This is a genomic window from Streptomyces sp. CNQ329 (genome assembly GCF_000482585.1).
Window position 1 is genome coordinate 24944 of the sequence record NZ_AXVU01000042.1, and the last position, 26514, is coordinate 51457.

Annotated in this window: 17 protein-coding genes and 2 rRNA genes; 5 read left to right on the forward strand and 14 right to left on the reverse strand. The window is 72.9% G+C overall.

What is annotated here, in order from left to right:
- Positions 1 to 135 precede the first annotated feature (135 nt).
- The gene (locus tag I003_RS33035) at positions 136 to 1830 is read left to right on the forward strand and encodes a lipopolysaccharide biosynthesis protein (protein WP_486584356.1); all 1695 of its coding nucleotides are present in this window, start codon (positions 136 to 138) and stop codon (positions 1828 to 1830) included.
- A gap of 186 nt (positions 1831 to 2016) precedes the next feature.
- Here I003_RS33035 and I003_RS0124000 read toward each other — a convergent pair whose 3' ends face one another.
- From I003_RS0124000 to I003_RS0124015, 4 genes are all read right to left on the reverse strand, one after another.
- On the reverse strand, positions 2017 to 3600 hold the full coding sequence (locus I003_RS0124000) for a stealth conserved region 3 domain-containing protein (RefSeq protein WP_027773841.1): 1584 nt from the start codon (positions 3598 to 3600) through the stop codon (positions 2017 to 2019).
- A 130-nt stretch (positions 3601 to 3730) separates the two neighbouring features.
- Positions 3731 to 8728 carry an NAD-glutamate dehydrogenase gene (locus tag I003_RS0124005; RefSeq protein ID WP_027773842.1) on the reverse strand — a complete coding sequence of 1666 codons (4998 nt, stop codon included), beginning with the start codon at positions 8726 to 8728 and terminating at the stop codon, positions 3731 to 3733.
- A 537-nt stretch (positions 8729 to 9265) separates the two neighbouring features.
- Positions 9266 to 9919 carry an HAD family hydrolase gene (locus tag I003_RS0124010; protein WP_027773843.1) on the reverse strand — a complete coding sequence of 218 codons (654 nt, stop codon included), beginning with the start codon at positions 9917 to 9919 and terminating at the stop codon, positions 9266 to 9268.
- Between the two features lie 48 nt (positions 9920 to 9967).
- Positions 9968 to 10480 (reverse strand): DUF6912 family protein, encoded by a 513-nt coding sequence (locus I003_RS0124015; protein WP_027773844.1) that lies wholly within the window; start codon positions 10478 to 10480, stop codon positions 9968 to 9970.
- A 243-nt stretch (positions 10481 to 10723) separates the two neighbouring features.
- Here I003_RS0124015 and I003_RS0124020 point away from each other — a divergent pair, with 243 nt between their 5' ends.
- The gene (locus tag I003_RS0124020) at positions 10724 to 11440 is read left to right on the forward strand and encodes an Rv3235 family protein (protein WP_027773845.1); all 717 of its coding nucleotides are present in this window, start codon (positions 10724 to 10726) and stop codon (positions 11438 to 11440) included.
- Positions 11441 to 11608: 168 nt separating this feature from the next.
- Here the strand turns inward: I003_RS0124020 and secA are convergent, their stop codons facing one another.
- Positions 11609 to 14455 (reverse strand): preprotein translocase subunit SecA, encoded by a 2847-nt coding sequence (secA, locus tag I003_RS0124025; RefSeq protein WP_027773846.1) that lies wholly within the window; start codon positions 14453 to 14455, stop codon positions 11609 to 11611.
- A gap of 306 nt (positions 14456 to 14761) precedes the next feature.
- Here secA and I003_RS0124030 point away from each other — a divergent pair, with 306 nt between their 5' ends.
- The 3 genes from I003_RS0124030 to I003_RS0124040 all read left to right on the forward strand — a co-directional run bounded on the left by I003_RS0124030 (position 14762) and on the right by I003_RS0124040 (position 17334).
- Entirely contained in the window at positions 14762 to 15367 is a 606-nt protein-coding gene (locus I003_RS0124030; RefSeq protein ID WP_027773847.1) for a GNAT family N-acetyltransferase, read from the forward strand.
- A 72-nt stretch (positions 15368 to 15439) separates the two neighbouring features.
- Positions 15440 to 16042, forward strand: coding sequence for a GNAT family N-acetyltransferase (locus I003_RS0124035; protein WP_027773848.1), 603 nt, complete (start codon positions 15440 to 15442; stop codon positions 16040 to 16042).
- A 92-nt stretch (positions 16043 to 16134) separates the two neighbouring features.
- Positions 16135 to 17334 (forward strand): DNA glycosylase AlkZ-like family protein, encoded by a 1200-nt coding sequence (locus I003_RS0124040; protein WP_027773849.1) that lies wholly within the window; start codon positions 16135 to 16137, stop codon positions 17332 to 17334.
- A gap of 75 nt (positions 17335 to 17409) precedes the next feature.
- Here I003_RS0124040 and I003_RS0124045 read toward each other — a convergent pair whose 3' ends face one another.
- The 9 genes from I003_RS0124045 to I003_RS0124085 all read right to left on the reverse strand — a co-directional run.
- Positions 17410 to 18129 (reverse strand): response regulator, encoded by a 720-nt coding sequence (locus I003_RS0124045; RefSeq protein ID WP_027773850.1) that lies wholly within the window; start codon positions 18127 to 18129, stop codon positions 17410 to 17412.
- 93 nt (positions 18130 to 18222) lie between these two features.
- Positions 18223 to 18942, reverse strand: coding sequence for a ribosome hibernation-promoting factor, HPF/YfiA family (gene hpf, locus I003_RS0124050; protein WP_027773851.1), 720 nt, complete (start codon positions 18940 to 18942; stop codon positions 18223 to 18225).
- Positions 18943 to 19272: 330 nt separating this feature from the next.
- Positions 19273 to 19683, reverse strand: coding sequence for a ComF family protein (locus I003_RS37025; protein ID WP_486584357.1), 411 nt, complete (start codon positions 19681 to 19683; stop codon positions 19273 to 19275).
- 606 nt (positions 19684 to 20289) lie between these two features.
- Positions 20290 to 22191: an LpqB family beta-propeller domain-containing protein gene (locus tag I003_RS0124060; protein WP_027773853.1), complete on the reverse strand. Its 1902-nt coding sequence runs from the start codon at positions 22189 to 22191 to the stop codon at positions 20290 to 20292.
- Positions 22178 to 24205, reverse strand: coding sequence for an MtrAB system histidine kinase MtrB (mtrB, locus tag I003_RS0124065; protein WP_027773854.1), 2028 nt, complete (start codon positions 24203 to 24205; stop codon positions 22178 to 22180). Before mtrB ends, I003_RS0124060 begins: the two co-directional genes overlap by 14 nt.
- 1 nt (position 24206) lies before the next feature.
- Positions 24207 to 24884 carry a two-component system response regulator MtrA gene (gene mtrA / locus I003_RS0124070; protein ID WP_018840454.1) on the reverse strand — a complete coding sequence of 226 codons (678 nt, stop codon included), beginning with the start codon at positions 24882 to 24884 and terminating at the stop codon, positions 24207 to 24209.
- Positions 24885 to 24988: 104 nt separating this feature from the next.
- Positions 24989 to 26092 (reverse strand): S-methyl-5-thioribose-1-phosphate isomerase, encoded by a 1104-nt coding sequence (gene mtnA, locus I003_RS0124075; protein WP_037721563.1) that lies wholly within the window; start codon positions 26090 to 26092, stop codon positions 24989 to 24991.
- A 72-nt stretch (positions 26093 to 26164) separates the two neighbouring features.
- Positions 26165 to 26281, reverse strand: a 5S ribosomal RNA gene (rrf, locus tag I003_RS0124080).
- A gap of 100 nt (positions 26282 to 26381) precedes the next feature.
- Positions 26382 to 26514: ribosomal RNA gene (locus tag I003_RS0124085) — 23S ribosomal RNA — on the reverse strand; the annotation flags it as partial.

The window sequence follows — 26514 nt, forward strand, 5'->3', positions numbered from 1 at the left end:
GACCCCGGCGAGCGGGCGCGAGTCCGTCGCGACCGGTGACGCGGGCGCCGGGAGCGGGAACACGGGCGCCGGGAGCGGGGGCGGCTGCGAGAACGCGGCGCGCGGGAGCGGGGGGGGGCGGACGGCGGCTGGCGCGTGGCGGGTGCCGCGGCCGGGCTGCTGCTCCAGCTCTGCTGCGTCGCCTACGCCGCCCGCCACGTCACCCCCGGCGCCCTCGGCGTGTACGCCGTGGTCCTCACCGCCGTCCACCTCGTCGCGCACCTCGCCGGCACCGGCATCGCCACCCTCCCGCGCCGCCCCGGGCCGCCGACCCGGCCCACCACCCGCGCCGGGCTCCGGCTGGCCGGGGTCACCGGGCTCGCCGGCTTCACCGTCGCGCAACTCGCCGCCCCGCTGCCCGCCCTGGTCCTGCACACCCCCGACACCACCCCTCTCCTGCGCCTCCTCGCCTGCGCCTTCCTCTGCCACCCCGCCGCCGAGGTCGCCGTCGTCGCCCTCCGCCGCTCGGGCCGTACCGCCGCCGCCTTCCTGACGGACGCCGGCGGCCAGGCGGCCGGCGCCGCGACCGGCATCCTGCTGCTCGCCGCGGGTGTCAACCCCCTCGGTCTGGCCGCCATGCTGCCGGTCTCCGCCGCGCTGACGCTCGTGGCCGCGGCGCTCGTCCTGTTCCGTACGCCGCTGCCGGACGGCCCCGCGGTGCGGGCCTCGGCGCTGATCCGGCGCTCGCCCTTCGCGGCCGGGGCCGGAGCGCTGCGGCTGGTCGTCACGGGCGCGCCGCTGTGGGCGGTCTGCAGCCTGCTGGGTCCGGGCGCGGCCGGGGTCTTCTCGCGCGCCGCGGTGCTGTGCGAAGTGCCGGTCTCGGTGTACGGCAGGGTGCTGAACCGCGCGACCGCCGAGGGCTGGGCCGCGTACGGGGGACAGGGTCACGACCTGCGCCTGGACGCCGGGCAGGGCCACGGCGGCCGTGAACGGGACGGGGAGGGACAGGACGGGGAGGAACAGGGCGGCGACCGCGGCGGGGAACCGGGCCGCCCGGCGCCGGAGTGTCCCGCACGGCACGGCCACGCCCCCGGCTCCGCCCGGCACGCCGGCGATGCCGCCGCCCGCCTCGCCGTCACCGCCGCCTCCGCCGCCGCCTTCGCCGGGTTCGGCGCCGCCGCCGGTGCGGGGCCCGCCGCGCTCGCGCTGCTCCTCGGCCCCGGCTGGGACTCCGCGGCGGCCCTCGTGCCGTGGCTCTGTGCCGCGGGGGCGCTGCAACTCGTCTACTCCGCCGGCTGCTCCTTCGACCTCGCCCGCGGCCGTCGCCGCGAACTCCTCGGTACGCACCTGGTCGTGCTTCTGGTCACCGCCGCCGCCCTCGCGCTCGTCGTCCGGTGGCGCGGCTCCGGCGCCACCCTGCCGCTGCTGGCCTGCGCCGCCGCCGCGGGACCCGCAGCGGGGCACGCGCTGCAACTGGTGCGGTGGAGGCGGCGCGGACTGGTCCGGGTGCGGGAGGCGCTGGGGGCGCACGCGGCGCACGGCGCCATCGGGGCGGCGGCCGGGGCCCTGGCGGCGCTGGCCGGTTCGACGGCGACGGAGCCGGGTCCCGCACTGCTCCGCGGTCTGCTGGCGCTCGCGCCCGTCGCACTGCTGTGCGCCGCCCTGCACCGGTACTTGCCGCTGACCGCGGCGCTGTCCGGCCCCTGCCCGCCGGCGGCGCCCGCGTGTCCCCGGACGTCCACCCGGCACCCCGCGGCGTACCGGTTCCGCGGCACCCTCACGGCACCGCGGCACTCCTCCCCTCCCGCGCCGCAACCACGTCCGCGCACAGCGCCTCCCACCTCCGCGTGACGCCCTCCGCCGCGAACCGTCCCGTCCCCGCACACGTATGGGTGCCCAGCCGGTGCGGCAGCTCCGCGTCCGGAGGCCGCCGGACCCACCACCCGGGCGTGAAGGGCCGCCTCCGTCCGGCCCGTCCACCTCGGCGCGCGGCGGCAGCCGCCCGCCACCGCGCTCACCTCTCCCGCGCCTCCGCCCTCACCACGGCACCTCGTACGCGCTCGGCACCGGGAAGTACGCCTCCAGGAACGCCCCCAGCAGCCCCGGCTCCCCCGTGCCCCCGACCCGGATCACCGTCCGGTCCCGTGCCGCGAGCAGCCCGCGCAGCGCGACGTCCGCGCGGGCCGCCGCCAGGTCGACGTCCGCGGAGCGCAGGGTCGCGGCGGCGGCGCGGCCGGTGTGGGCGGCGTAGTGGTGGTACAGGGACGACGGGATCGCCAGGTCGTCGCGGAGAGGGTCGCGGTGGGCCGCGGTGGCGACGTGCCGGTCCCCGAACTCGCGCTCGATCTCGCACAGCACGCTGCGCCGCAGCGGGTGCGGGGCGTGCCGCAGCGGCACCTTCGCGGGTGAGACGAAGAACCGGGTGAGGCCGTTGGCGAGGAAGAAGTTCTCCGGGACGGTCTCGGAGCCGAGGAAGAGGCGGTCGCCGAAGTACAGGAAGTGCTCGGCGAGGCCGTCGATGTGGTGCAGTTGGCTTTCGACGGCGCGCGGGTTGGACGTCGGCAGCGCGGTGGGGTCGGCGAAGACCTCGCGGTGCCCGACCACGGCCAGCCCCGGGTGCGCGGTGTCCAGCCACGGCGGGGCGCCGTCGTCGGTGAGCAGGTGGACGCGGCGGATCCAGGGCGCGTACGTGGCGAGAGAGCGCAGCGCGTAACGGAGTTCGGGGTCGGTCCAGGTGTAGACGGCGTCGATCGCGTACGTGACGTCGTCGGGCAGCGGATGCACGAACTCCTCGCGGGTGCGCAGCGTGAGCCGGCCGCAGCCCCAGGAGCCGCGGTCGGTCATCTTCACGGTGGTGGCGCCGGCCGGGACGCTGTCGGTGACGCGGCCGGGGCGCGGCGCGAGGAGCCGGTCGCCGGCGGGGTCCGCGTGCCAGAACTCGACCTCGCAGCCGGATGCGTCACCGATGACCAGCCGCCGGCCCGGCTCGGTGCGCAACCACGTGAGGCGCAGCACGTCGGCCTTCTCCCACTGCTGCCAGACGCCCGGCTCGTAACCGGGCACGAGCCGCGGGTACGAACCGGCCGCCGCACGCTCCTGCGCGAGCCCGGCCCTGCGCCCGATGCCGCGCGCCGCCGCGCCCTTCCCTGACCCCGCGCCCGCGCCCGCGCCCGCCACCACCGTCACGTATGCCGGCTGCACCCGGCAGAGCCGGGCCAGCGCCCGGCACGCCCGGCGGCGTTGGGCCGCCGGCACGGCGACGATCGCGGGCCCGCACGCCCGGCCCCGCACCGCGAAGTACGGGACCCCGGCCGTCCGCAGCGCCCGGGTGACCGCGAGCACGCCGACGCGGCGGGCCTGCACCGGGGAGAGCGCGCGCTGCAGGTGGGCGATGCGCGGCCGGCCGTCGACGGTGACGACGACCCGGCCGGGGACGTCGGTGGCGACCTGCTCCCGGTGGGCCTTGAGGGCGGCACGGAGCCGGTCGGCATGGTGCGGGGCGGCCAGGACGGCGAGGTGGCGGCGGACGGCACGGGGGAGCGCACGGCGGTACGCGGCGACGACGGCCGCCGTACCGGGGCCGACGCGCGGCCGTCGCTGGTCCGTGGCTGTCTGCCCCATGCGGGACAAACTACGTCATTCACCCGTCCCGGACTTCGCGTAACGCCCCGCGTCGGCCACGTCGCCGGCGCGCTTCACCGGCTGCCCGCACGCCTTGCCGCCACCGCGCGCCCGCCGCTCCGACGGGCCCCTACCGGTTCGTCCGCAGCAGCGTGCGCATCGTCCGCATCGCCACCGAGAGGTTCGCCAGGTCGAAGGACTCCGATCCCTGGATCTCCTCCAGCGTGCTGCGCGCCCGGCCCAGGATCGCCGCGTTCTTCTCCTCCCACGTCTTGAACCGCAGCTCCGGCGTGATCGCCTCGCCCTCCGCCTCCGGCTCCGCCGACAGCACCTCCGCGGTGAGCAGGGCGTGCGCCGCGTACAGGTCCTCACGGATCGCCGCGCGGGCCATGGACTGCCACCTGTCGGCCCGCGGCAGCTCCACGATGCGGTCCATCAGCTTGCTGATGTGCAGCCGGTCGCCGAGGTCGTAGTACACCTCCGCGACGTCCAGCGGCTTGTGGCCGGTGCGGTCGGCGACGGCGACGATGTCCATCGCCGGGAACGCCGCGGAGAACGTGGCGACCCGCTGCGCCAGCTCGGCCGGGACGCCGTTGTCGGTCAGCTCGTTCTGGTTGCGCTCGTACCACTCCAGGTCCGTGCCGCGCAGGAGCTTCGGCAGCGCCGCCCAGACCTGCCCGATGCGCTCGCTGAAGAAGTCGATGGTCTCGCCCAGTTGCAGCGGCTGCGGCCGGTTGTTGAGCAGCCAGCGGGTGGCGCGCTCGACCAGCCGGCGGGAGTGCAGCCGGATGCGGGTCTGGACGTCGGCGGCGATGACGTTGTCGAGGGTTTCGACCTCGTCCCAGAAGTCGCCGAGGTGGAAGATCGCGCGGGCCACGGTGTGCGCCCGTACGATCTCCTCGGTCGACGCGCCGGTCTCCTCCTTCAGCCGGTGCACGAACGTCGTACCGCCGGTGTTGACCGTGTCGTTGACCAGCACCGTGGTGACGATCTCGCGGCGCAGCGCGTGTGCGCGGATCTGCTCCGGGAAGCGCTCGCGCAGCGGCCGCGGGAAGTACGCGAACAGCAGCCGCTCCAGGTACGGATCGTCGGGCAGGGTGGTGGTGACCAGGTCCTCGGCGGCGGTGATCTTCGTGTAGCCCAGCAGTACCGCCAGCTCGGGCTGGGTGAGGCCCTGTCCCCCGGTGAGGCGCTCGCGCACCTGCTTCTCGCCGGGCAGGAACTCCAGATCCCGGTCGAGCGCGCCTTCCTTGCTCAGCTTGCGCATGTACCGGTGGTGGGCCTGGAGCAGGCTGGGGGCCTGCGCGACGGCGTTGGCCAGGGCGGTGTTCTGCGCGTAGTTGTTGCGCAGCACCAGCGCGGCGACCTCGTCGGTCATCTCGCCCAGCAGCAGGTTGCGCTGCTTGACGGTCATGTCGCCGTCGCCGATGAGCTGGTTGAGCAGGATCTTGATATTCACTTCGTGGTCGGACGTGTCCACGCCGGCGCTGTTGTCGATCGCGTCGGTGTTGATTTTGCCGCCCCTGCCGTCGGGACCGCCGGCGCGCGCGAACTCGATCCGGCCGAGCTGCGTCAGCCCCAGGTTGCCGCCCTCGCCGACGATCCGCGCCCGTACGGCGGCGCCGTCCACCCGGATGGCGTCGTTCGCCCGGTCGCCGGCGTCGGCCTGCGTCTCCGCCGAGGACTTCACATACGTACCGATGCCGCCGTTCCACAGCAGGTCGACGGGCGCCTGGAGGATCGCCTTCATCAGCTCGGCGGGCGTCATCTTCGCGGCGCCGTCGCGGATGCCGAGCGCCCGGCGCATCTTGGCGTTCACCGGGATCGCCTTCGCCCTGCGGGAGAACACCCCGCCGCCCTCGGAGAGTTTGGCGGTGTCGTAGTCCTCCCAGGAGGAACGCGGCAGCTCGAAGAGCCGGCGGCGCTCGGCGTAGGAGACGGCCGGGTCCGGGTCGGGGTCGACGATGATGTGCCGGTGGTCGAAGGCGGCGATCAGCCTGGTGTGCTCGCTGAGCAGCATCCCGTTGCCGAAGACGTCACCCGACATGTCGCCGATGCCGACGGTGGTGAAGTCCTCCGTCTGGCAGTCGACGCCCAGTTCGCGGAAGTGCCGCTTGACCGACTCCCAGGCGCCGCGGGCGGTGATGCCCATGCCCTTGTGGTCGTATCCGGCGGAGCCGCCGGAGGCGAAGGCGTCGCCCAGCCAGAAGTCGTACGAGACGGCGACCTCGTTGGCGATGTCGGAGAAGGTCGCGGTGCCCTTGTCGGCGGCGACGACCAGGTACGTGTCGTCCTCGTCGTGCCGGACCACGTTCTTCGGGTGCACGACCTCGCCGCCGACCAGGTTGTCGGTGATGTCGAGCATGCCGTAGATGAACGTCTTGTAGCAGGCGATGCCCTCGGCCAGCCAGGCGTCGCGGTCCGCCGACGGGTCCGGCAGCCGCTTGCCGACGAAGCCGCCCTTGGCGCCGGCGGGGACGATGACGGTGTTCTTCACCTCCTGCGCCTTGACCAGGCCCAGGATCTCGGTGCGGAAGTCCTCGCGCCGGTCGGACCAGCGCAGCCCGCCGCGCGCGACCTTGCCGAAGCGCAGGTGCACGCCCTCGACCCGCGGCGAGTACACCCAGATCTCGTACTCGGGGCGCGGCTCGGGCAGTCCGGGGATGGCCTGCGGGTCGAGCTTGAAGGACAGGTACGAGTGCCGCTTTCCGCCGTTGTCGGTCTGGAAGTAGTTGGTGCGCAGGGTGGCCTGGATGGCGGTGAGGAACGAGCGCAGGATGCGGTCCTCGTCGAGGGAGGCCACCTGGTCCAGCGCGCCGTTCAGCTCCTCCAGGATGCCGTCGGTCAGCTCCCGCCCGGCGTGCTGCCTCTCGGGCGCCAGACGCGCCTCGAAGAGGCTGACCAGCAGCCGGGTGGTGTGCACGTTGGTGCGGAGGGTGTCCTCCATGTACGCCGGGGTGAACTTCGAGCCGGCCTGGCGCAGATAGCGGGCGTACGCGCGCAGCACCATCGCCTGCCGCCACGTCAGCCCGGCGACGGGCACGAGGGCGTTGAGTCCGTCGTCCTCCGCCTCGCCGTTCCACACCGCGGCGAACGTCTCCTGGAAGCGCTCGCGCGCGTCCTCGCCGACCTCCAGGCCGCCGCCGTTCTGCGACGGCGGGAACCGCAGCCCGAAGTCGGAGACCCAGGAGTCCGTGCCGACGCCGTTGCAGCGGAGCAGGTACGGCCGCTCCTCGGTGACCTCGACGCCGAGGTTGTGCAGCACGGGCAGCACCCGGGTGAGCGAGAAGGGCGTCGCGCCGGTCCCGTACACCTTCAGCCGGCGCTCGTTGGGCGCGGCGCCCACCGGCTCGTACAGGCTGAGGGCGAAGTCCTCCGTGCCGCCCCGCGCGCTGAGCTTCTCGAAGTGCTGCAGGTCGGAGACGGCGGTGCGGGGCGCGAAGTCCTCCTTGTAGCCCTCCGGGAAGGCGCCGGCGTAGCGGTGGGCCAGCTCGGCGGCGCGCTCCTCGCCGAACTCGGCGATCAGCGCCTCGGTGAAGCCGTCGTTCCAGGAGCGGGACGCCTCGGCGAGGCGGTTTTCGATCCGGTGGACGTCGGTCTCGGTCAGCTCGCGCAGCCCGGTGCCGGGGTCGACGCGGACGACGAAGTGCAGCCGGGACAGGACCGACTCGGTGTTCCAGGCGGTGAAGTCGACGGAGGTGCCGCCCAGCTCCTCCTTGAGGATCTCGACGAGCCGCAGCCGGACGCTGGTGGTGTAGCGGTCGCGCGGCAGGTAGACGAGCGCCGAATAGTAGCGCCCGTACTCCTCCTGCCGGAGGAACAGCCGCAGCCTGCGGCGCTCCTGGAGGTACAGCACGCTGATGACGATGGACTGCAGCTCCGATACGGGGATCTGGAACAGCTCGTCGCGCGGGTAGGTCTCCAGGATCTGCAGCAGGTCGCGGCCGTCGTGGCTGTTGGGCGTGAAGCCGGCGCGGCTGAGGACTTCGGCGACCTTGCGGCGGACGACGGGCACGCGGCGTACGGACTCGGTGTACGCGGCGGAGGAGAACAGGCCGAGGAAGCGCCGCTCGCCGATGACGTTGCCGTCGGCGTCGAACTTCTTCACGCCGATGTAGTCGAGGTAGGCCGGACGGTGCACGGTGGCGCGGCTGTTGGCCTTGGTGAGCACCAGCATCCGGTGCTCGCGGGCCTTGGCGCGGACGTCGGGGGGCAGCCGGTGGAAGGACTCGGAGGCGGGCTGCGGTCTGCCTTCGCCCTTGCCGTACGCGGCGTGCGAGGGGTCGGCGCGCAGGATGCCGAGGCCGGTGCCGGGGACGGCGGTCAGCTCCTCGCCGTCGCTGTTGACCGTCAGGCGGTACTCGCGGTAGCCCAGGAAGGTGAAGTGGTCGGCGGCGAGCCAGCGCAGCAGCTCCCGGGCCTCCTCGACCTCCTGCGCGGGGATGTCGTCCGGCAGCGGCTCCTCGTCGAGGTCGTCGGCGATGCGCAGGGCGGAGTCGCGCATCTTCTGCCAGTCCTCGACGGCCTCGCGGGCGTCGGACAGCACCCGCAGCAGATCGGCGGTGATCTGCTTGAGGTCCTGGCGGTCGGACTCCCGGTCGATCTCGACGTGGATCCAGGACTCGATGACGGCGTCGTGCGGCAGGTCTTCGAGACCGCGCGCGTAGGGCGGCGAGGCGTTCGGGTCACGGCCGGCGTCCAGCACCTCCAGCAGGCGGCCGGTGACGTCCCGGCGGACGACGATCTGCGGGTGGATCACCAGATGAATGCCGCGGCCCTGACGCGTCAGCTCGTTGGTGACAGAATCCACCAAAAAGGGCATATCATCAGTCACTACCTCGACGACACTGTGACTGGACGTCCAGCCGTTCTCCTCGACCGTCGGCGTGTGCACCCGCACGTTGGCGGTGCCCTGCGGACGGTTCTGAGCCAGGCGGTAGTGGGAGAGCGCGGCGCCGAAGACGTCGACCGGGTCACGGCCGAGCAGGTCCTCGGCCGCAGTATGCAGGTAATAGCGCTGGAGGTACGCGTCGAGAGTCTCGGCAGGCAATCCCCCCTCGCCCGTCCCGTCCACCCGCGCCGCCCGCGCGAGCAGCTCGTTCTTGGCTTCAGCCAGCTTGGTCTGCATGGTCCTCAGGCTCCTGTCGCGCGCCGTTGCGTGACGGTTCTTGTGGGCCGGGAGCGCACCCCGGCCCTGCTGACGAGCGGGCACGGCACCGCGGCCCGGATGCCTCCGGGCCATGCGCGGCATCGTGCCGGAACGGGAAACGCACCGGTCCGCTTCCAGCCATCATCGGGCGGCGGCACCGGTTTCGCCGATCAGCCGTCCCCCGGTCGGGGTCCCCGGCGCCGACCGACGCCGGGAGGAGCGCGGTGGGGGCCCCGCGGGCCCCATCTCCGTCGCCCCCATGAGATATCGGGCTGATCACGCCCACCAGGCTATCCCCTCGGGGCCAGGCGCCGTCCACGGCCGAATGTGTACAAACACAGGCCCTGTTCTTTGACGTTCTGCACAGCATCTCCAGCCTGCCCGGCGTCCTTCACCTGGACTAAAGCCCTCCGCATGACCCGTTCGAGAACGGTGTGCGGCAGAGTGGCGAACGTCACCCGCCGGGGCGTACGGGCCGGGGAGGGCGGCCCGGTGCCGGAGTGCCTCCCGGGTCCGCTACGCGGCCAGTTCGTCCGCCGCGGCGACCGCCTCGGCCAGGCTGTCCACCACCGGGACGCCCGCGGCCTCCAGGCTCGCCCGGCTGTGCGAACCGCCGGTATAGAGCACGGCCCGTACACCCGCGTGCCGCGCGGCCGTGGCGTCGTCCACCGCATCGCCGATGACGACCGTCCGGGACGGGTCTATGCCCTGGAGCGCGCCGAGGTGGCGCACCATGTGCGTCGCCTTGCCGCCGTCGGACGGGCCGGTGCGGCCGTCGATCCGGACGAAGTGGCTCTCGATGCCGCGCGAGCGCACCATCGGCAGCAGTTGCTCGTGCGGCGCGAGGGAACAGAGGGACTGCGTCTGCCCCGCGGCCCGCCGCTGCGCCAGCAGCTCCGCCGCGCCCTCGGCGAGCGCGGCGCCCTCGGCACGCACCCAGTAGTGCCGGTGGAACGCCTCGTCCATGACCTCCCACTCCTCGGGCGTGGGCAGCCGGCCCATCAGCCGCTCGTAGAACCGCGGCACCGGGACGCAGTACAGCTCGCGATAGCGCTCCAGCGTGATCGGCGGCAGGCCCAGCTCGGTGAAGGAGGCGTTCGTCGCCTCTATCACCGCGTGGATGTCGTGAAAGAGCGTGCCGTTCCAGTCCCAGACGAGGTGTGTGCGCACACCAGAACGGTAACCGGCCGGTCTGACAACCCGCCCGGGATTTTCTCGTCAGCCGATGAGGTTGTCGATCTCCTGCACCCCGTACCAGAGCAGTTCGTGGTCCTCCGCGCCGTCGACCGTGAACCGCGCGTCGTCGTCCCCCGCGTCCGCAGCACCCAGCGCGGCCACGGCCGCCGCGACGTCCGCCTCCGCCTCGTCCGCGTCCATGTGCACCGCCGCCGCCAGCTTCAGCGGCACGGCCGCGGCGATCCGCACCTCACCGATGGCGGCGGGGTCCATCCCCCGATCGGGGTCAGCCGCCGCGGCGCCCTCGGGCAACTCCGCCGCGACCACGACCCGGCGCGGCGGGGCACCGGGGGCGGGGGCGATCGCCAGCAGCCGCAGCGACGCCTGGGCGGCGCGGGTGAGCGCCGCGTACTCCAGCTCCTCCAGGTTGTCCGAGACGTACCACTCGCGCAGCGCCGGCGTCACGGCATAGGCCACCATCGGCGCCGGGCCCAGCTCACCGGCTTCGTGCGCCCGCGCCAGGCCGGGCAGGGTCAGGGGGACGTACACGCGCATGGGCGAACTATACGGCGGCGGTCGCCCGTCCGGATGGGTTGCCCGCGCCGGGGACGAAGACACCGTGAACGAGGCGCGCGCCAGGCGCGAGAAGGCCCCGGAGGCGGGCGCCGACGGGGGCGGTCACCTGGATAGGTGAATCCTTCGGCGGGGCCCGGAAGAGGACGGCGGGCGTTGCGGGCGGCGCGGTGCGCCGGTAGACCTTCGGGCATCACGAACCACACGCATCACGGGGGTGACAGCGTGACGACCACACACGCCCGGCCGGCCGCCGGCCGGCCCGACCGCACAGCGGGGCCGCAGAAGCCGTCCGGTGACGGCACCGGCACCCGGCACGGGCCGGCCCGCGACGCCGCGGACGGCCCGGCTCACCGGACAGCGCGCGAACCGGCCCGGGACCGGCCGGACGGACAGGCGGTCGACCCGGCGTGCGCGCCGCCGCGAGACCCCGGGCAGGAATCCGCCGGCGGCCCGGAAGACGGGCCGGACCCCGCGCACCGGGACCCGCACTCCGTACCCCGGCTTCCCGCGGCCCGCCCGGGCCGGCGGCCCCGCGGCCGCACCGCCCCGCCGAACCGGCGCGACACCCGGCGCCCCGGGCCCCCGCCCGCGTACCGCCCGCCCGGGGATCCGCGCCCGCACGAGTGGTTCGCCGAGCGGCTGGTGCTCGTGCTGAGCGGTCGGCGGCCGATGCACTGGCTGCTCGGCCACACGGTGGGCATCGCGTACGACCAGCTCGCCGCCTTCGCCGACGACCCGCCCCTGCGCCACGGACGCCGCCCGGAGCTGCGCGCTTGCGGCTACTGCCGCCCCGCGCCCGATGCCATCGAGGCGTTCGCCCGCGTCGCCGTGGGCGACCGGCTGCGGGCGCTGGCCTTCCGCCTGGAACTCGGCCCGGACCGCCGCTGGCGCTGCGCCGCGGTCGAGATGGACCCGAGCCCGCGGCACGGCCCGGCATGAGTCCGCGGCGCCCCCGCCGGCACGGCACGGGCGCCGCGGACCCGTACCGTACGGCGGCCGGGGGGCGGCCGTTGCCCGCCTGCCGGGGGCACGCCGCATGGCCGCCGCAGACGACGACGGGGCCGGTCCCACCGGACCGGCCCCGCCGTAGGGCGACGTGCTACGCCGTCACTTCTTGCGCCGCTTGCCCTTCGAGCCGCCCTTCTGGGCCCGGCGGCGCTCCGCCCGGGTGCGGCCGTCGCCCGAGCCTGCGCCCGCGGGGGCCGCCGGGGCGCCGTCGGTCGCCAGCTCGCCCTCCGCGACACCGCCCTCCGCGGTGGGCGCGGAGAAGTGCAGCCGGTCGGGGCGCTGCGGCTGGTCGAGGCCCTTGGCGAGGATCGCCGGAGCGGGAACCGCGTCCTGCGGTGCGGCGTCGGCGGGCGCCGCATCCTGCACCGGGACCTCCTCGACCTGCTGCTCGACCTGGACCTCCAGGTTGAACAGGTAGCCGACGGACTCCTCCTTGATGCCGTCCATCATGGCGTTGAACATGTCGAAGCCCTCGCGCTGGAACTCCACCAGCGGGTCCTTCTGCGCCATCGCGCGCAGTTGGATGCCCTCCTGGAGGTAGTCCATCTCGTAGAGGTGCTCACGCCACTTGCGGTCCAGCACCGACAGCACGACCCGGCGCTCCAGCTCCCGCATGATCTCCGGGCCGAGCTGCTCCTCGCGCTTGTTGTACTGGGCGTGGACGTCCTCCTTGACCATGTCCTCGATGAACTCGGGGGTGATGCCCGCCCGGTCACCCGCGGCCTCCTCCAGCTCCTCCACCGTCACGGAGATGGGATAGAGCTGCTTGAAGGCCCGCCAGAGCCGGTCGAGGTCCCACTCCTCGGCGAAGCCCTCGACGGTCTCGGCCTGGATGTAGGCGTCGATGGTGTCGTCCATGAAGTGGCGCACCTGCTCGTGCAGGTCCTCGCCCTCCAGCACCCGCTTGCGCTCGCCGTAGATGACCTCGCGCTGGCGGTTCATCACCTCGTCGTACTTCAGGACGTTCTTGCGCGTCTCGAAGTTCTGCTGCTCGACCTGCGACTGGGCGGAGGCGATGGCGCGGGTGACCATCTTGTTCTCGATCGGCACGTCGTCGGGCACGTTGGCCATCGACATGACGCGCTCCACGAGCTGCGCCTTGAACAGCCGCATCAGGTCGTCGCCCAGGGAGAGGTAGAAGCGGGACTCGCCGGGGTCGCCCTGACGGCCGGAACGGCCGCGCAACTGGTTGTCGATACGCCGCGACTCGTGCCGCTCGGTGCCCAGCACGTACAGCCCGCCGAGGTCCTTGACCTCCTCGTACTCGGCCTTGACCGCCGCCTCCGCCTTCTCCAGCGCGGCCGGCAGCGCCGCCGCCCACTGCTCGGCGTGCTCGACCGGGTCCAGGCCCTGCTGGCGCAGGTCGGCCTCGGCGAGGTCCTCGGGGTTGCCACCCAGCTTGATGTCGGTGCCGCGGCCGGCCATGTTGGTGGCGACGGTGATCGCGCCGCGGCGGCCGGCCTGCGCGACGATCACGGCCTCGCGGTCGTGCTGCTTGGCGTTGAGCACCTCGTGCGGCACGCCGCGCTTGCTGAGCTGCTGCGAGAGGTACTCCGACTTCTCCACCGACGTCGTACCGACCAGCACCGGCTGGCCCTTCTCGAACTTCTCCGAGATGTCGTCGACGACGGCGGAGAACTTCGCCTCCTCCGTGCGGTAGATCAGGTCGGACTGGTCCTTCCGCGCCAGCGGCCGGTTGGTGGGGATGGGCACCACGCCGAGCTTGTAGATCTGCTGGAACTCGGCGGCCTCGGTCATGGCCGTACCGGTCATGCCGGCGAGGCCGGGCTGTTCCTTGCCGTCGCGGTCCTGGCGCTTGTAGAGGCGGAAGAAGTTCTGCAGGGTGATCGTGGCGAGCGTCTGGTTCTCGTCCTTGATGTCGACGCCCTCTTTGGCCTCGATCGCCTGGTGCATGCCCTCGTTGTAGCGGCGGCCGGCGAGGATACGGCCCGTGTGCTCGTCGACGATCATGACTTCGCCGTTCATGACGACGTAGTCCTTGTCCTTCTTGAACAGCTCCTTGGCCTTGATGGCGTTGTTCAGATAGCCGACCAGCGGGGTGTTCACCGACTCGTAGAGGTTGTCGATGCCCAGGTAGTTCTCCACCTTGGCGACGCCCGCCTCATGGATGGCGACGGTCCGCTTCTTCTCGTCCACGTCGTAGTCGCCGGTCTCCTGCTTGCCCAGGCGCGGGTCGCCCGGCTCGCCCTTGGACAGCCGGGTGACGAGCTTGGCGAAGTCGGCGTACCACTTGGTGGCCTGGTCGGCGGGGCCGGAGATGATCAGCGGCGTACGGGCCTCGTCGATGAGGATGGAGTCGACCTCGTCGACGATCGCGAAGTTGTGGCCGCGCTGGACCAGCTCGTCCTTCGACCACGCCATGTTGTCGCGCAGGTAGTCGAAGCCGAACTCGTTGTTCGTCCCGTAGGTGATGTCGCACTTGTACTGCTCGCGGCGCTGCGCCGGCGGCATGTTGGCGAGGATGCAGCCGACCGACAGGCCGAGGAAGCGGTGGACACGGCCCATCCACTCGGAGTCGCGCTGGGCGAGGTAGTCGTTGACCGTGACGATGTGCACGCCCTTGCCGGAGATCGCGTTGAGGTACGCGGGCAGGGTGCCGACCAGCGTCTTGCCCTCGCCGGTCTTCATCTCGGCCACGTAGCCCTCGTGCAGCGCCGCACCGCCCATGATCTGGACGTCGTAGTGCCGCTCGCCCAGGATCCGGCTGGCCGCCTCGCGTACGGTGGCGAACGCCTCGGGCAGGAGGTCGTCGAGGGACTCGCCGTCCTCGTACCGCTGCCTGTATTCCTCGGTCAGTGCGCGCAGCTCCGCATCGGAGAGGTCGGTGAAGTCCTCTTCGATGGAGTTGACCTGGTCCGCGATGCGGTTGAGCTTGCGCAGGATCTTTCCTTCGCCTGCGCGCATGATCTTTCCGAAGACGGACACTTTGGGCTGGCTCCTTGCCGGTCGGGCCTGGCACGGTCGGGTGCGCTGGTGCGGCCCCTGTCCTCTGGGGCTCCTCTCGGGCCTCGCGGAGCCCACGGCCGCACCGGCCATCGTATGCGAGGACGCGGGCGCCCCGGGAGGTCCAGCCCAGGGACGTTAGGTGCCGTCACCGTACGTGTCAACGCGCGAACCCCCCGGAAAGTGCCGCCAGGGGCCCGGCGGGCCGCCGCGACAGGGGTGCGTCAACGGAGGTGGAGGGGCGGAAAAGCCGTGGCGGGGCGGGGAGCGCGGACGGAGAATCCGGGGATGGATCCCGTCACACTGGACACCGACCGGCTGCTGCTGCGGCCCATGGAAGCCGGCGACGTCGACGCCGTCCTGACCGCCTGCCAGGACCCCGACGTGCAGCGCTGGACGCGCGTGCCGTCGCCGTACGGACGCGCGCACGCCGAGGACTTCATCCTGAAGGTCAGCCCCGCGGGCTGGCGCGAGGACACGATGTACAACTTCGGTGTCTTCGCGCGCGACGGCGGAGCGCTGGTGGGCTCGATGGGACTCGTCGGCTTCACACCGTCGCGGCACGCGGAGCGCGTCGCGGAGCTGGGGTACTGGACCGCGCCGGAGCAGCGGCGGCGCGGGTACACGGCGGAGGCGGTGGCCGCCGTGGTGCGGTGGGCGTTCACGGACGTGGGCATCGACCGGGTGGAGTGGTTCGCCGAGGTGGGCAACGAGGCGTCGCGGGCGGTGGCGGTGCGCGCGGGGTTCACGATGGAGGGCACGCTGCGCTCCTGGTTCGTCAACCACGGCACACGGCGTGACGCCTGGGTGGGCTCGCTGCTGCCCTCGGACGTGGGGCTGGAGTCGCGGCTGCCCTATCTGCCGGCGCAGCCGGAGCCGCCGCCGTCGCGGTGAGTGTCCGACGGTGCACGGGGTGTCCAACTGGGCTGCTGGCGATGCCCGCCCGGGGAGCGGACAATTCTCCCCATGGACCCGATCACGCTGGTCACCGAACGCCTGCTGCTCCGCCCCGCGGAGCCCGGTGACATCGACGCCGTCCTGGCCGCCTGCCAGGACCCCGGCATCCAGCGCTGGCTGCCGGTCCCGTCGCCGTACGAGCGGGAGCACGCGGAGGAGTACGTACGGAAGATCATCCCGGCGGGCTGGCGCGAGGACCGGCAGTACGACCTGGTCCTCACCGACCTGGAAAGCGGCGCCCTGGTGGGCTCGGCCGGCGTCGGCCGCACGGCCGGGCCCGAGGAGCGCGTCCGCTCGGTCGGCTTCTGGACCGCCCCGCGGCACCGCGGGCAGGGGTATGCGGGCGAAGCGGTGGCGGCGCTGGCGCGGTGGGCGTTCACGGAGCTGGGCGCCGACCGGCTGGAGTGGCTGGCGCAGGTGGGTAACGAGGGGTCGCGGTCGGTGGCGCGCAAGGCCGGCTTCACGATGGAGGGCGTGCTGCGCTCCCGGCTCATCCACCGCGGCGTGCGGCGGGACGCGTGGGTGGCGTCGCTGCTGCCGTCGGACATGGGCCTGGCCCCACAGGTGCCGTACGGGGCGCGTACGGCGGATGCGGCCGGCGCCGCTGGCTGACCCCGGGCCGGGCGCGGGAGAGGACGGCCGGGGAAGGCCGCCGGGAGGGCTGCGGGCCGGCGTTGTCAGCGGCAGGCTCTACGCTCGCCGGCATGACCACGAACGTGTCCCTCTCCGCCGACGACGCCCGCCGTATCGCCCTGCGCGCCCAGGGGCTGCTCGGCGCACCGGACCGCCGCGCGGGGGTCCGCGGTGTGCTGCGGCGGCTGGGCGCGGTGCAGTTGGACACGATCTCGGTGCTGGCGCGGTCGCACGAGCTGGTGCCGTACGCGCGCCTGGGCGCGGTCGGCCGTGAGGCGGTGGAATCGGCGTACTGGTCGGGGACGACCGCCTTCGAGTACTGGTCGCATGCCGCCTGCATCCTGCCCATGGAGGAGTGGCCGCTGTTCGCCTTCCGCCGCCGGGAGCGCCGCGCGCGCGGCTACCGCTGGCACCGTCTCCGGGACCCGGAGGGCTCCCGCGCCGCCGTCGTGGACCGGCTGCGCGCGGACGGTCCGCTGACCTCCACGGACCTGGGCGGGGCGAAGAACGGCGGCCCGTGGTGGGACTGGTCGGAGACGAAGATCGCGGTGGAGACGCTGCTCGACGCCGGTGACGTGGTCGTCACCGCCCGGCGCGGCTGGAAGCGGGTGTACGACCTCGCCGAGCGCGCCGTCCCGGACGCCCTGTTCCACGACGACCTGCCGGACGAGGAGTGCCTGCGCCGGCTCGTCTTTCAGGCCGGCCGGGCGCTGGGCGTGGCCACGCGCGCGGACCTGGCTGATTATCACCGCCTCAAGGGGGAGCAGGTCTCCGCCGTCATCGGTGACACGGATCTGGTCGAGGTGGAGGTCGAGGGCTGGGGCAAGCCGGCGTGGGCCGCCCCGGAAGCGCTGGCAGACGCTCCGCGGGGGCGGCACAGGACGACGCTGCTCTCCCCGTTCGACTCCCTCGTCTGGGACCGCCCGCGCACGGAGAGGATCTTCGGACTGACGCACCGGCTGGAGGCGTACGTGCCCAAGCCCCGGCGGATACACGGGTATTTCGCCATGCCGGTGCTCGCCGGCGGCAGGCTCATCGGGCGGGTGGACCCGGGACGCGAGGGGAGCACGCTCGTGGCCCGCCAGGTGACGCTGGGCGCCGACCGGCCGAACGGCGTCACACCGGCGAAGGCCGTGGAGCCCACGGCGGCGGCGCTGGCGGAGGCGGCGAGCTGGGTCGGTGCGCAGTCGGTGCGGGTGGAGCGGGTCAGCCCGCCGGAGCTGCACACGCCGCTCACGCGCGCGGCGGAGAAGGCCGTGACCGCGGGCTGACCGGCCGGCCGCCGGGAGCGGCGGCAAGGTGCGGGCGGCGGGGATCCTGTCGCCGGCCGCGGCGCCCGGGAGGCGTCAGCGGATTTCGAGGATCTTCTCGCGCATCGCGTACACGACGGCCTCCATCCGGGAGTGCAACTGCAGCTTCTCCAGGATGTTGCGCACGTGGTTCTTCACCGTGTTCTCGCTGATGAACAGCTCTTTCGCGATGTCGCGGTTGTTCATCCCGGTGGCCACGAGCTTGAGCACTTCCAGCTCCCGGTCGGTCAGCCGCGGTGCCGGCACGAGACGCCGCTCGTCGGTGCGCTGGATCATCGACTTGAACTCGGTCAGCAGCTTCGACGCCATGGACGGGCTGATCTGCGACTGCCCGTCCGCCACGGCGCGGATCGCGGTGGAGACCTCGTCGGTGGAGATCTCCTTGAGCAGATAACCGGTCGCGCCCGCCTTGATCGCGTCGTAGAGGTCGGCTTCCTCGTCGCTGATCGTCAGCATGATGATCTTCGCGCTGGGGGCGACTTCCTTGATCGCCGTGCACGCCTCGATGCCGCTGCGCCGCGGCATCCGGATGTCCATCAGCACGATGTCGGGAAGGAGGTCTGCGGCCTTGTCCACGGCCTCGGCGCCGTCACCCGCCTCACCGACGACCTGGATGTCCTCCTCCTGCGCGAGGACGATCTCCAGGCCACGGCGGAAGAGTTCATGATCGTCCACGACGAGGACCCGGATCGGCTCCTCGCGGGGACCGACCGTCGCCTTCGGCTCGCCAGCTCCGCTCAGCTCGAACTCCGCCACACTTGCCCCCAGGCACCGACTTTGCCGTGCGCGCACATGATTTCACGCCCGGGCGGCGGGGGGACGCCCCCGCCGCCCGCCTACCGTCGGCTTTCAGCCGCCCAGGGCGTCTCCCGCACCGTCGGGCAGCGACTCCTCGATCGGATACGGGTCGAGGTGGATCACGCCGTAGTCGTAGGCGTGCCTCCGGTAGACAACGCTGGGCAGTTTCTTGTCGGAGTCGACGAAGAGATAGAAGTCGTGCCCGACGAGTTCCATCTCGTACAGCGCCTGGTCCAGCGACATCGGCGGTGCGGCGTGGGTCTTCTCCCGCACCACCAGCGGGCCGTCGCCGTCCACTTCCAGCGGTCCGCGGCGACGGAGCCGGGAGCCGTTCTGCCGTGGCTCGCTCTCCGCCGGCGTCTCCATGGCCGGGGTCACCAGTTCCCCGTCGTCGGTGAGCTGCGCCGCGTTCGCGACGACCTCGCCCACCTCCGCGGCCGTGCGGCGGGCCTTTCCGGGCCGCCTGCTCTTGCGCTTGTCATGCTGCTTGCGCAGCCTCGCCTCCAACTTGGCCGTCGCCAGGTCCAGGGCTGCGTACGGGTCAGCCGCGGCCGCTTCGGCGCGCACCACGGGCCCCCGGGAGTGAACCGTGATCTCCACCCGGTCGCAGCGGTCGGCCAGCCGCGGGTTGTGCTCCTTGGACACCTCGACGTCAAGGCTCATCACCTTGCCGTCGAACTTCTGGATCTTGTCCAGCTTCAGCTTCTCGGCCACATGCCGACGAAACCGCTCGGGAACCTCGGTCTTGCGGCCCTTGACGACGATGTCCACGCAGAACTCCGTTCTGGAACGGCTCCGCGTACCACTAGCTGACGGGCGAAGCCGGTCCCTTGGTGCGCTAGCTGGGGCTCCGGTGGGTGCCGGAGCCTCGGGGTTCTCTGCCGCCGGCCCCTCTCACGGAGGACCGGCTTTCACCTCCTCCTCCCCCACCGACAAGATCGACACCCCATCGGATCCAGCGGATTCGGCCCATCCACTGTCCTCACAGCCTCCTCACAATCGAACATAGCTCGCCTGAGATGCTGCGGCACCCCCTGAGACCACTGTGCTCCGATCGGGTGCTTCTCCCCCGTTTCTACCTGCGGAAACGTAAGATCGAAGTCAAGGGAGCGGACACGCGCGACCGGCTTCGAACGCACTGCACGGCGCGGCCACGACGGCCGCCGCGAGCCCGCCGTCGAAGCCTGCCGCCCGCACGGCCCGCGCAGCCTCGGCGAGCGACGCCCCGGTCGTCAGGACGTCATCGACGAGCACGGCACGGCATCCTGGCGCCCGCAACCGCAGCGCGCCGCCCCGCACCACCTCCAGCGCCCCGGAGAGGTTCCGCCGCCGCGCCACCGCACTCAGCCCCGCCTGGTCCGCCACCGCCCGCCGCTGCCGCAGCACGGGCAGCACCTCTGCACGTACCCCGCCACGCCGCAACCGCTCCGCGGCCACGAGCGCGAGACGCCGCACCGGATCGTGCCCCCGCCGCACCACGGCCCCCCGCGCCGACGGCACCGGCACGAGCACGACGCGCTCCCCCCTCGCCCCGCTCACCCGCACCGCGCCACGCCGCCGCGCCCGCCCGGACCCCGGAGCCCCCGCACCGGTGCCCGCCGCCGGGGCACACGCGTCGCGGGCCGGCGCCTCACCGCGAGCCGGCACCCGGGCGCGGCAGCCACCCGCAGCCGGCGAAGCCCCGGAACCGGGCCGGGCCCGTACGCCCGCCCCGCCCCGAGCCCTCTGGGCGGCCTCCGCGGCCCGCACACCCGCAGCCAGAGCCGCGCCCAGCGGGCGGGCCAGAGACAGCGCACCGCGTTCCTTGTGCGCCAGCAGCGCCGCCCGGACCGCGCCCGCATACGCCGCCGCCGCGTACACCGCGGGCAGTCCCGCCGGCCGTGGCCGCGGCACCACGCGCCGCACCGCCCCCGCCGTCAGCTCCGCCGCACACCCCGCGCACAGCACCCCCGCGCCCCGCCCGGCCCCGCATCCCGCGCAGCCGTCCGGCAGCATCAACCCCGCCAGTTCCCGCCCTGTCCCCCGCATGCGTCCACCGTGCCCGCCGCCACCGACACCCGCGACCCCTGTGGATAACCCTGCGGCTGTGGACAACCCGGCGGCCGACGCCCGCGGCGCCTACCCCGGGTACACCGGTGCCGTGCCGCCCTCTCCGCCCAGCACCGCTTTCCAGTACGCGTTCTGCGGCAGCCGCACGATCCCGTCGTCCACCGCCGCCACCAGCGGCTTCGTGCCGTCCTCCGCCGCCGCCACCGCCGTCACCCCGGTCAGCCCCTGCCCCAGCTCCGCCGCCGGGGGCGCCGACCCGTCCGTCGACACCAGGCGCATCTGCTGCACGCCCTCGGACTCGCGCCCCACGACCAGCAGGCGGCTCTCGCCGGCCCACGACACGGCGCGCACCTCCTCCAGCGCCCCCGTGTCGCGCAACTGCGCCACCACCGGCACGCCGTCCTTCACGGACACCGCCCCCAGCACGAGCCGGCTCTCCGACCCCTTGCTGACGACCAGCGCGATCCGCGCCCCTTCCGACGACATCCGCAGCGCCTCGATCCGCCCCTCCAGCCCTGTGACGCCGATGCGCACCGGGTCCCCGGAGCCGGATTTCATCCAGTACAGCCGCGACTCGCCGCCGACGCGGTCCGCCACCCACAGGTCGCCCAGCCCGTCCCAGCTCGCCGCCGTGAGCCCGTCGCCGCGCTCCGCCTGCTTCTCGGTGGCGTCGCTGGTCAGCAACGGCTCACCCAGCGCGGAGGACTCGTTCAGCGACGACACGTACAGCGCGCGCCCCGTGGCCGTGACCCCGGCCGCCTTCTTCTCCGAACGGGCCACCGCCGCGGAGCCGATCGCCGGCTTGCCGTCGCCCAGCGGGCTGATCACCGTCGCCGGCCCCGCCTCGCCCCCGTCCGGCCCCGAGGAAGTCCGGACCAGCCGGTTCTCGCCGTCGATGAAGTACAGCGAGGAGGGATGCCGCGCCCGTCCGTCCGGCGCATAGCGCTCGCCCGCCGCCGCGCTCAGGTCGCACATCTTGGTGTCCCTGGCCGTCAGCAGCTCCACGTGGTTGACGCGCACGCCCTCCTGGCTCTCCGCGGTGTGCAGTACCTGCGCCGCCATCCGCTCGCACGTGTGCAGCCCCGGTTTCCGCTCCAGCGCGAGCCGCACCCGCAGCGTGCCCTCCTCGTCGACCGCCAGCCGCTGGTGCTTCGCCAGCGTGGTGCGCGCGGGGAACGTCGTCTCCGTCACCGACCCGATCAGCCCGCCCGGCCCGTCGAGCAGCGTGCGCACCGCGTCCGTCACCGGGTCGATCCGCCGCCGTACGTACACGGGGTCGGCCACCAGCGTGTCCCCGCTGCGCGCCGTGAAGTGGTACGTACTGGCCGACTGGAAGGTCCGCTCGAAGTCCGCCCGGCTGATCACCAGTCCCCGCGGCGGATCCGCGATCCGCCACTGCCCCGACTTGCCCTCCCGCGACAGCTCGATGTTCAGGCTGTAAGGACGCTCGTCCGGCGTGTATGTGCCGGCGTCGTTGAGCCACGCGACCTTGTCGCCGCGAAGCTGGACGACCGCCGTGGTCATCTTGTCGCCGTTCACCGGCTTGGGCCCGGCCGGCTGCTGCTCCGCCACCGTGGGCGCCTCGGCGAGGACCGTCGTCTCGCCGGGACTCCATGTCCGCGCCTTCTTCGTCAGATACGCCTTGGCGACGGTGGCGTAGTCGTCGCTGCGCAGGGCCTCCAAGAAGTCGGACACGATGCGCTGCGGCCGGGCACCGGGCTCGGGCCGCTCCGCGTACGTACGCGCGCGTGGATCATCGCGCTGCTCCGAGAGCGGCACCTGGTGCACGCCCCCGCTGTCGGGCATCGACGCGCAGCCGGCGAGGAGCAGGAAGGCGCCGAGCAGCGCGGCCGTGGCGTAGCGGCGCGTACGGGTCCCCCGCCGCCGGTACGGCCCCGGGGTCCGGACCGCCGTCCGGCGCCCCCGCCCTCGTACCCCCGACGTCCCTCCCGTACGCCTAGACGCGACCACCGCGCTCCCCTTCGCTGCCGACCTCACTCGGGACCTCACCGCCGCCCTCGCCGCTCCCGGGCGGGCCCTCGGACCCGTTCCCGGACCCATCCCCACCCTCGGCTCCCGGCGACTCGTCGGCCGCCGCGGCATACCCGCTGACCCGGCGCCCGCTGCCCGGCAGCGCCGTCGGATCCGCCTCCGCCCGCGCCGAAGGCCGCGGCGCCGCCGTCCGCGCGGTGGCGGCCGTCCCGCGCCCGCCCTGCGCCGGTACGGTCCCCAGCAGTCCGCCACCCGCCGTCCCGCCGGCCGGCACCACCCTCACCGCACCCGGTTCCTGCACCGTGCGCGCCGCCCGGCGCGCCCGCGAGTCCTCCGGCTCCAGCGGCACCGGGGAGCCGTGCAGCGGCTCCCCACCCGTCCGCGGCAGCGTCAGGCGGAACTGCGACCCGCCACCCGGCTCGCCCCACGCCTGCAGCCAGCCGCCGTGCAGCCGGGCGTCCTCCAGGGCGATCGACAGTCCCAGACCGGTCCCGCCCGTGGTCCGGGCACGGGCCGGATCGGCACGCCAGAAGCGGTTGAACACCCGCGTCGCCTCACCGGGCTTCAATCCCACGCCGTAGTCGCGCACCGCCACCGCCACGGCGCTCTCCGACCCGCCGAGACGCACGACGACGTCGCGGCCCTCGCCGTGCTCCACGGCGTTGACCACCAGGTTGCGCAGCACGCGCTCCACGCGCCGCGCGTCGACCTCCGCGATCACCGGCTGCTCGTCGCCCTTGACGAGCAGCCGCCCGCCCTTGGCGTCCGCCAGCATCTGCGCCCCGCCCACGACGCGCCGCACGATCTCCCGCAGGTCGACGGGCTCGGCGTCCAGCGCCGCGGCGCCCGCGTCGAAGCGGCTGATCTCCAGCAGGTCGGAGAGCAGCGACTCGAACCGGTCCAACTGGTCGAGCAGCAGCTCCGCGGAGCGCGCGGTCACCGGATCGAAGTCCTCGCGCGCCTCATGGATGACGTCCGCGGCCATCCGTACCGTCGTCAGCGGGGTGCGCAGCTCGTGCGAGACGTCGGAGACGAAGCGGCGCTGCATCCGCGACAGCTCTTCAAGCTGCTGGATCTTCACCTGGAGGTTCTGCGCCATCTTGTTGAAGGACTGGCCCAGCCGCGCGATGTCGTCCTCGCCGCTGACCTTCATCCGTTCCTGCAGCCTGCCCGCCGCCAGCCGCTCGGCGATGCCGGCGGCCATCCGCACGGGCGTGACCACCTGCCGTACGACAAGCCAGGCGATGGCGCCGAGCAGCACCACCACGAACACCCCGGCGGTCGCAAGGGTGCCCTTCACCAGGCTCAGCGTCTTCTCCTCCTGCGTGAAGGGGAACACGAAGTAGAGCTGGTAAGGGTTGTTGTTCGGGTCGTTCAGCCGCTTGCCGATGATCAGCGACGGCTCGCTCTGGTCGGAGCCGCGCTTCCAGACGCGCGCGTACTGCTCGTAGATGCCCGAACCGCCGCCGCGGTCGACCTTCTCCCGCAGATCGGCGGGAATGCTGTCCACCGACGTGTCGTCGGAGACCAGCGAGCCGCGGGGATTGTCGGACGAGCCGGTGGCCTCGTTGTTCACGCTGGAGCTCATCACCAGGACGGACACCACCCCCTGGCCGCTGCCCATGAGCTGCTCCACCAGGGCCGCCCGCCACTCCGCGGAGTTCACGGCCGCCGACGTCTCGCCGCCGCTGCCGGGCTCCCCCGAGGCGCCCCGGATCTCCGCCTGTGCGAAGCCGCTCTGCGCCTGCCCGTGCGCCGCACCGAGCTTCGCCTCCAGCAGGCCGTTGCGGACCTGCCCGATGACGACGATGCCGAGCAGCACGACGACGCCCAGCGACATCAGCAGCGTGGTGGCGACCACCCGCAACTGGATGTTCCGCCGGTAGAGCTTCGTCGCGATGTGCAACGGGCGGCGTACCCAGCGCACGCACAGCCGGACGAACGGCTGCACCGGCCCGCCGGGCACGCCCTCCCGCGGCAGCACGCGGAACACGTCAGCTCGGTCCCGCCTTGTAGCCGACACCGCGGACGGTCACCACGATCTCCGGCTTCTCCGGGTCCTTCTCGACCTTCGAGCGCAGCCGCTGCACGTGGACGTTGACCAGGCGCGTGTCGGCGGCGTGCCGATAGCCCCAGACCTGCTCCAGCAGCACCTCACGGGTGAAGACCTGCCACGGCTTGCGCGCCAGCGCGACCAGGAGGTCGAACTCCAGCGGCGTCAGCGCGATCGGCTCGCCGCCGCGCTTCACCGAGTGCCCGGCGACGTCGATCACCAGATCGCCGATCGCCAGTTGCTCCGGCACCGGCTCCTCCGACCGGCGCAGCCGGGCCCGGATACGGGCCACCAGCTCTTTGGGCTTGAACGGTTTGACGATGTAGTCGTCGGCCCCGGATTCCAGGCCCACCACCACGTCCACGGTGTCGCTCTTCGCCGTCAGCATGACGATCGGCACACCTGACTCCGCCCTGATCAGGCGGCAGACCTCGATCCCGTCCCGGCCGGGCAGCATGAGGTCCAGAAGCACCAGGTCGGGCTTCGACTCGCGAAACGCGGCAAGCGCCTTGTCACCGTCGGATACGAACGACGGCTCGAAGCCTTCCCCGCGCAGCACGATGCCGAGCATTTCGGCCAGTGCGGTGTCGTCATCGACGACGAGAACGCGTCCCTTCATGACGACATCATCCCATTTACACATCCCATAGAGAGAATCCCGTGTCCCAGGTCACGCCCCGGCCACCGCCGCGACGTGCCTCTTCCCCTGACGATCACCCACGGTCAACGCGCAACCAGCTCCGCGAGTGAATCCCCCGTCACCGGCGAGGCCACCCCACGCTCCGTGACCAGAGCCGTCACCAGCTCCGGCGGGGTGACGTCGAACGCCGGGTTGTACGCCTGCGTGTCCGCAGGTGCGACCGCGTACGCCACGGCGGCCCGCCCCGCACCGGAGCCCGCGGCGTGCGGCACGGAGAACTCCGTGACCTCACCCCCGGCCCGCTGCTCCACCTCGATGGCCGAGCCGTCCGGCGTACTGACGTCCACCGTCGTCGTCGGCGCGACGACGAGGAACGGAACCCGATGGTAGCGGGCGAGCACCGCCAGCGGGTACGTCCCGACCTTGTTGGCCACCGAACCGTCCGCCGCAATCCGGTCCGCGCCGAGGATGACCGCGTCCACCTGCCCGCTCGCGAAGAGCGACCCGGCCGCATTGTCCGTCAGCAGCGTGTACGGCATGCCGGCCCGATCGGCCTCGTACGCCGTCAGCCGGGCGCCCTGCAGCAGCGGACGGGTCTCGTCCACCCACAGCCGCCGCAGCTCCCCGGCCCGGTGCGCGGCCAGCACGACGGCCAGCGCCGTACCCCCACCACCGGACACGAGTCGACCGGTATTGCAGTGCGTGAGTACCTGATAACCGCCGCGGGGCACCAGCTCGCGGAGCAGCCGCAGCCCGTGCTCCGCCATTCGCGCACTGGCCCGTGCATCGTCGGCGTGCAATCCCCGCGCCTCAGCAAGCGCGGCAGCGGCCGCCCCGGCGCGATCCTTCTCCGCCTCCACGGCGGCGCGAAAGGCGCCCTGCGCCCTCCGTACGCCATACGCCAGGTTGACGGCGGTCGGGCGCGCGCCGGCGAGCAGTTCCGCCGCCTGGTCGACGTCATCGCCCCGCGCAGCCGCCAGGGCGACGCCGTACGCCCCGGCGATACCGAGGAGAGGGGCACCCCGCACGGCAAGCGTCTGAATCGCCCGCACCAGCGCCGGCACATCGGCGCAGACCAACTCCACCTCGTCGGTGGGCAGTCGAGTTTGATCCAGCAGGACGACAGCGGGGGCGCCGTCACCGTCCGACGGTTCATCCCAGCGAAGCGCGGCTATCTCCTCGACCATTGCCCCAGTCTGCAAGGCCCCGGGAAATGACTCAACCCCTGGGCGCCAGCCCAGGGGTTGAATCCAAGAATTGTTCGGCGGTGACCTACTCTCCCACACGGTCCCCCGTGCAGTACCATCGGCGCGGTCGGGCTTAGCTTCCGGGTTCGGAATGAGACCGGGCGTTTCCCCAACGCTATGACCACCGAAACACTATGAAACTCTCCCCCACACCACCCCACCCAGATCACGACTGGTGTGGTGTGGGCGGGTTGTTGTTTCAGAACCCGCACAGTGGACGCAAGCAGCTATGGACAAGCCCTCGGCCTATTAGTACCGGTCACCTCCACCCCTCACAGGGCTTCCAGATCCGGCCTATCAACCCCGTCGTCTACAGGGGGCCTTAACCCCTCATGGGGGTGGGAGTCCTCATCTCGAAGCAG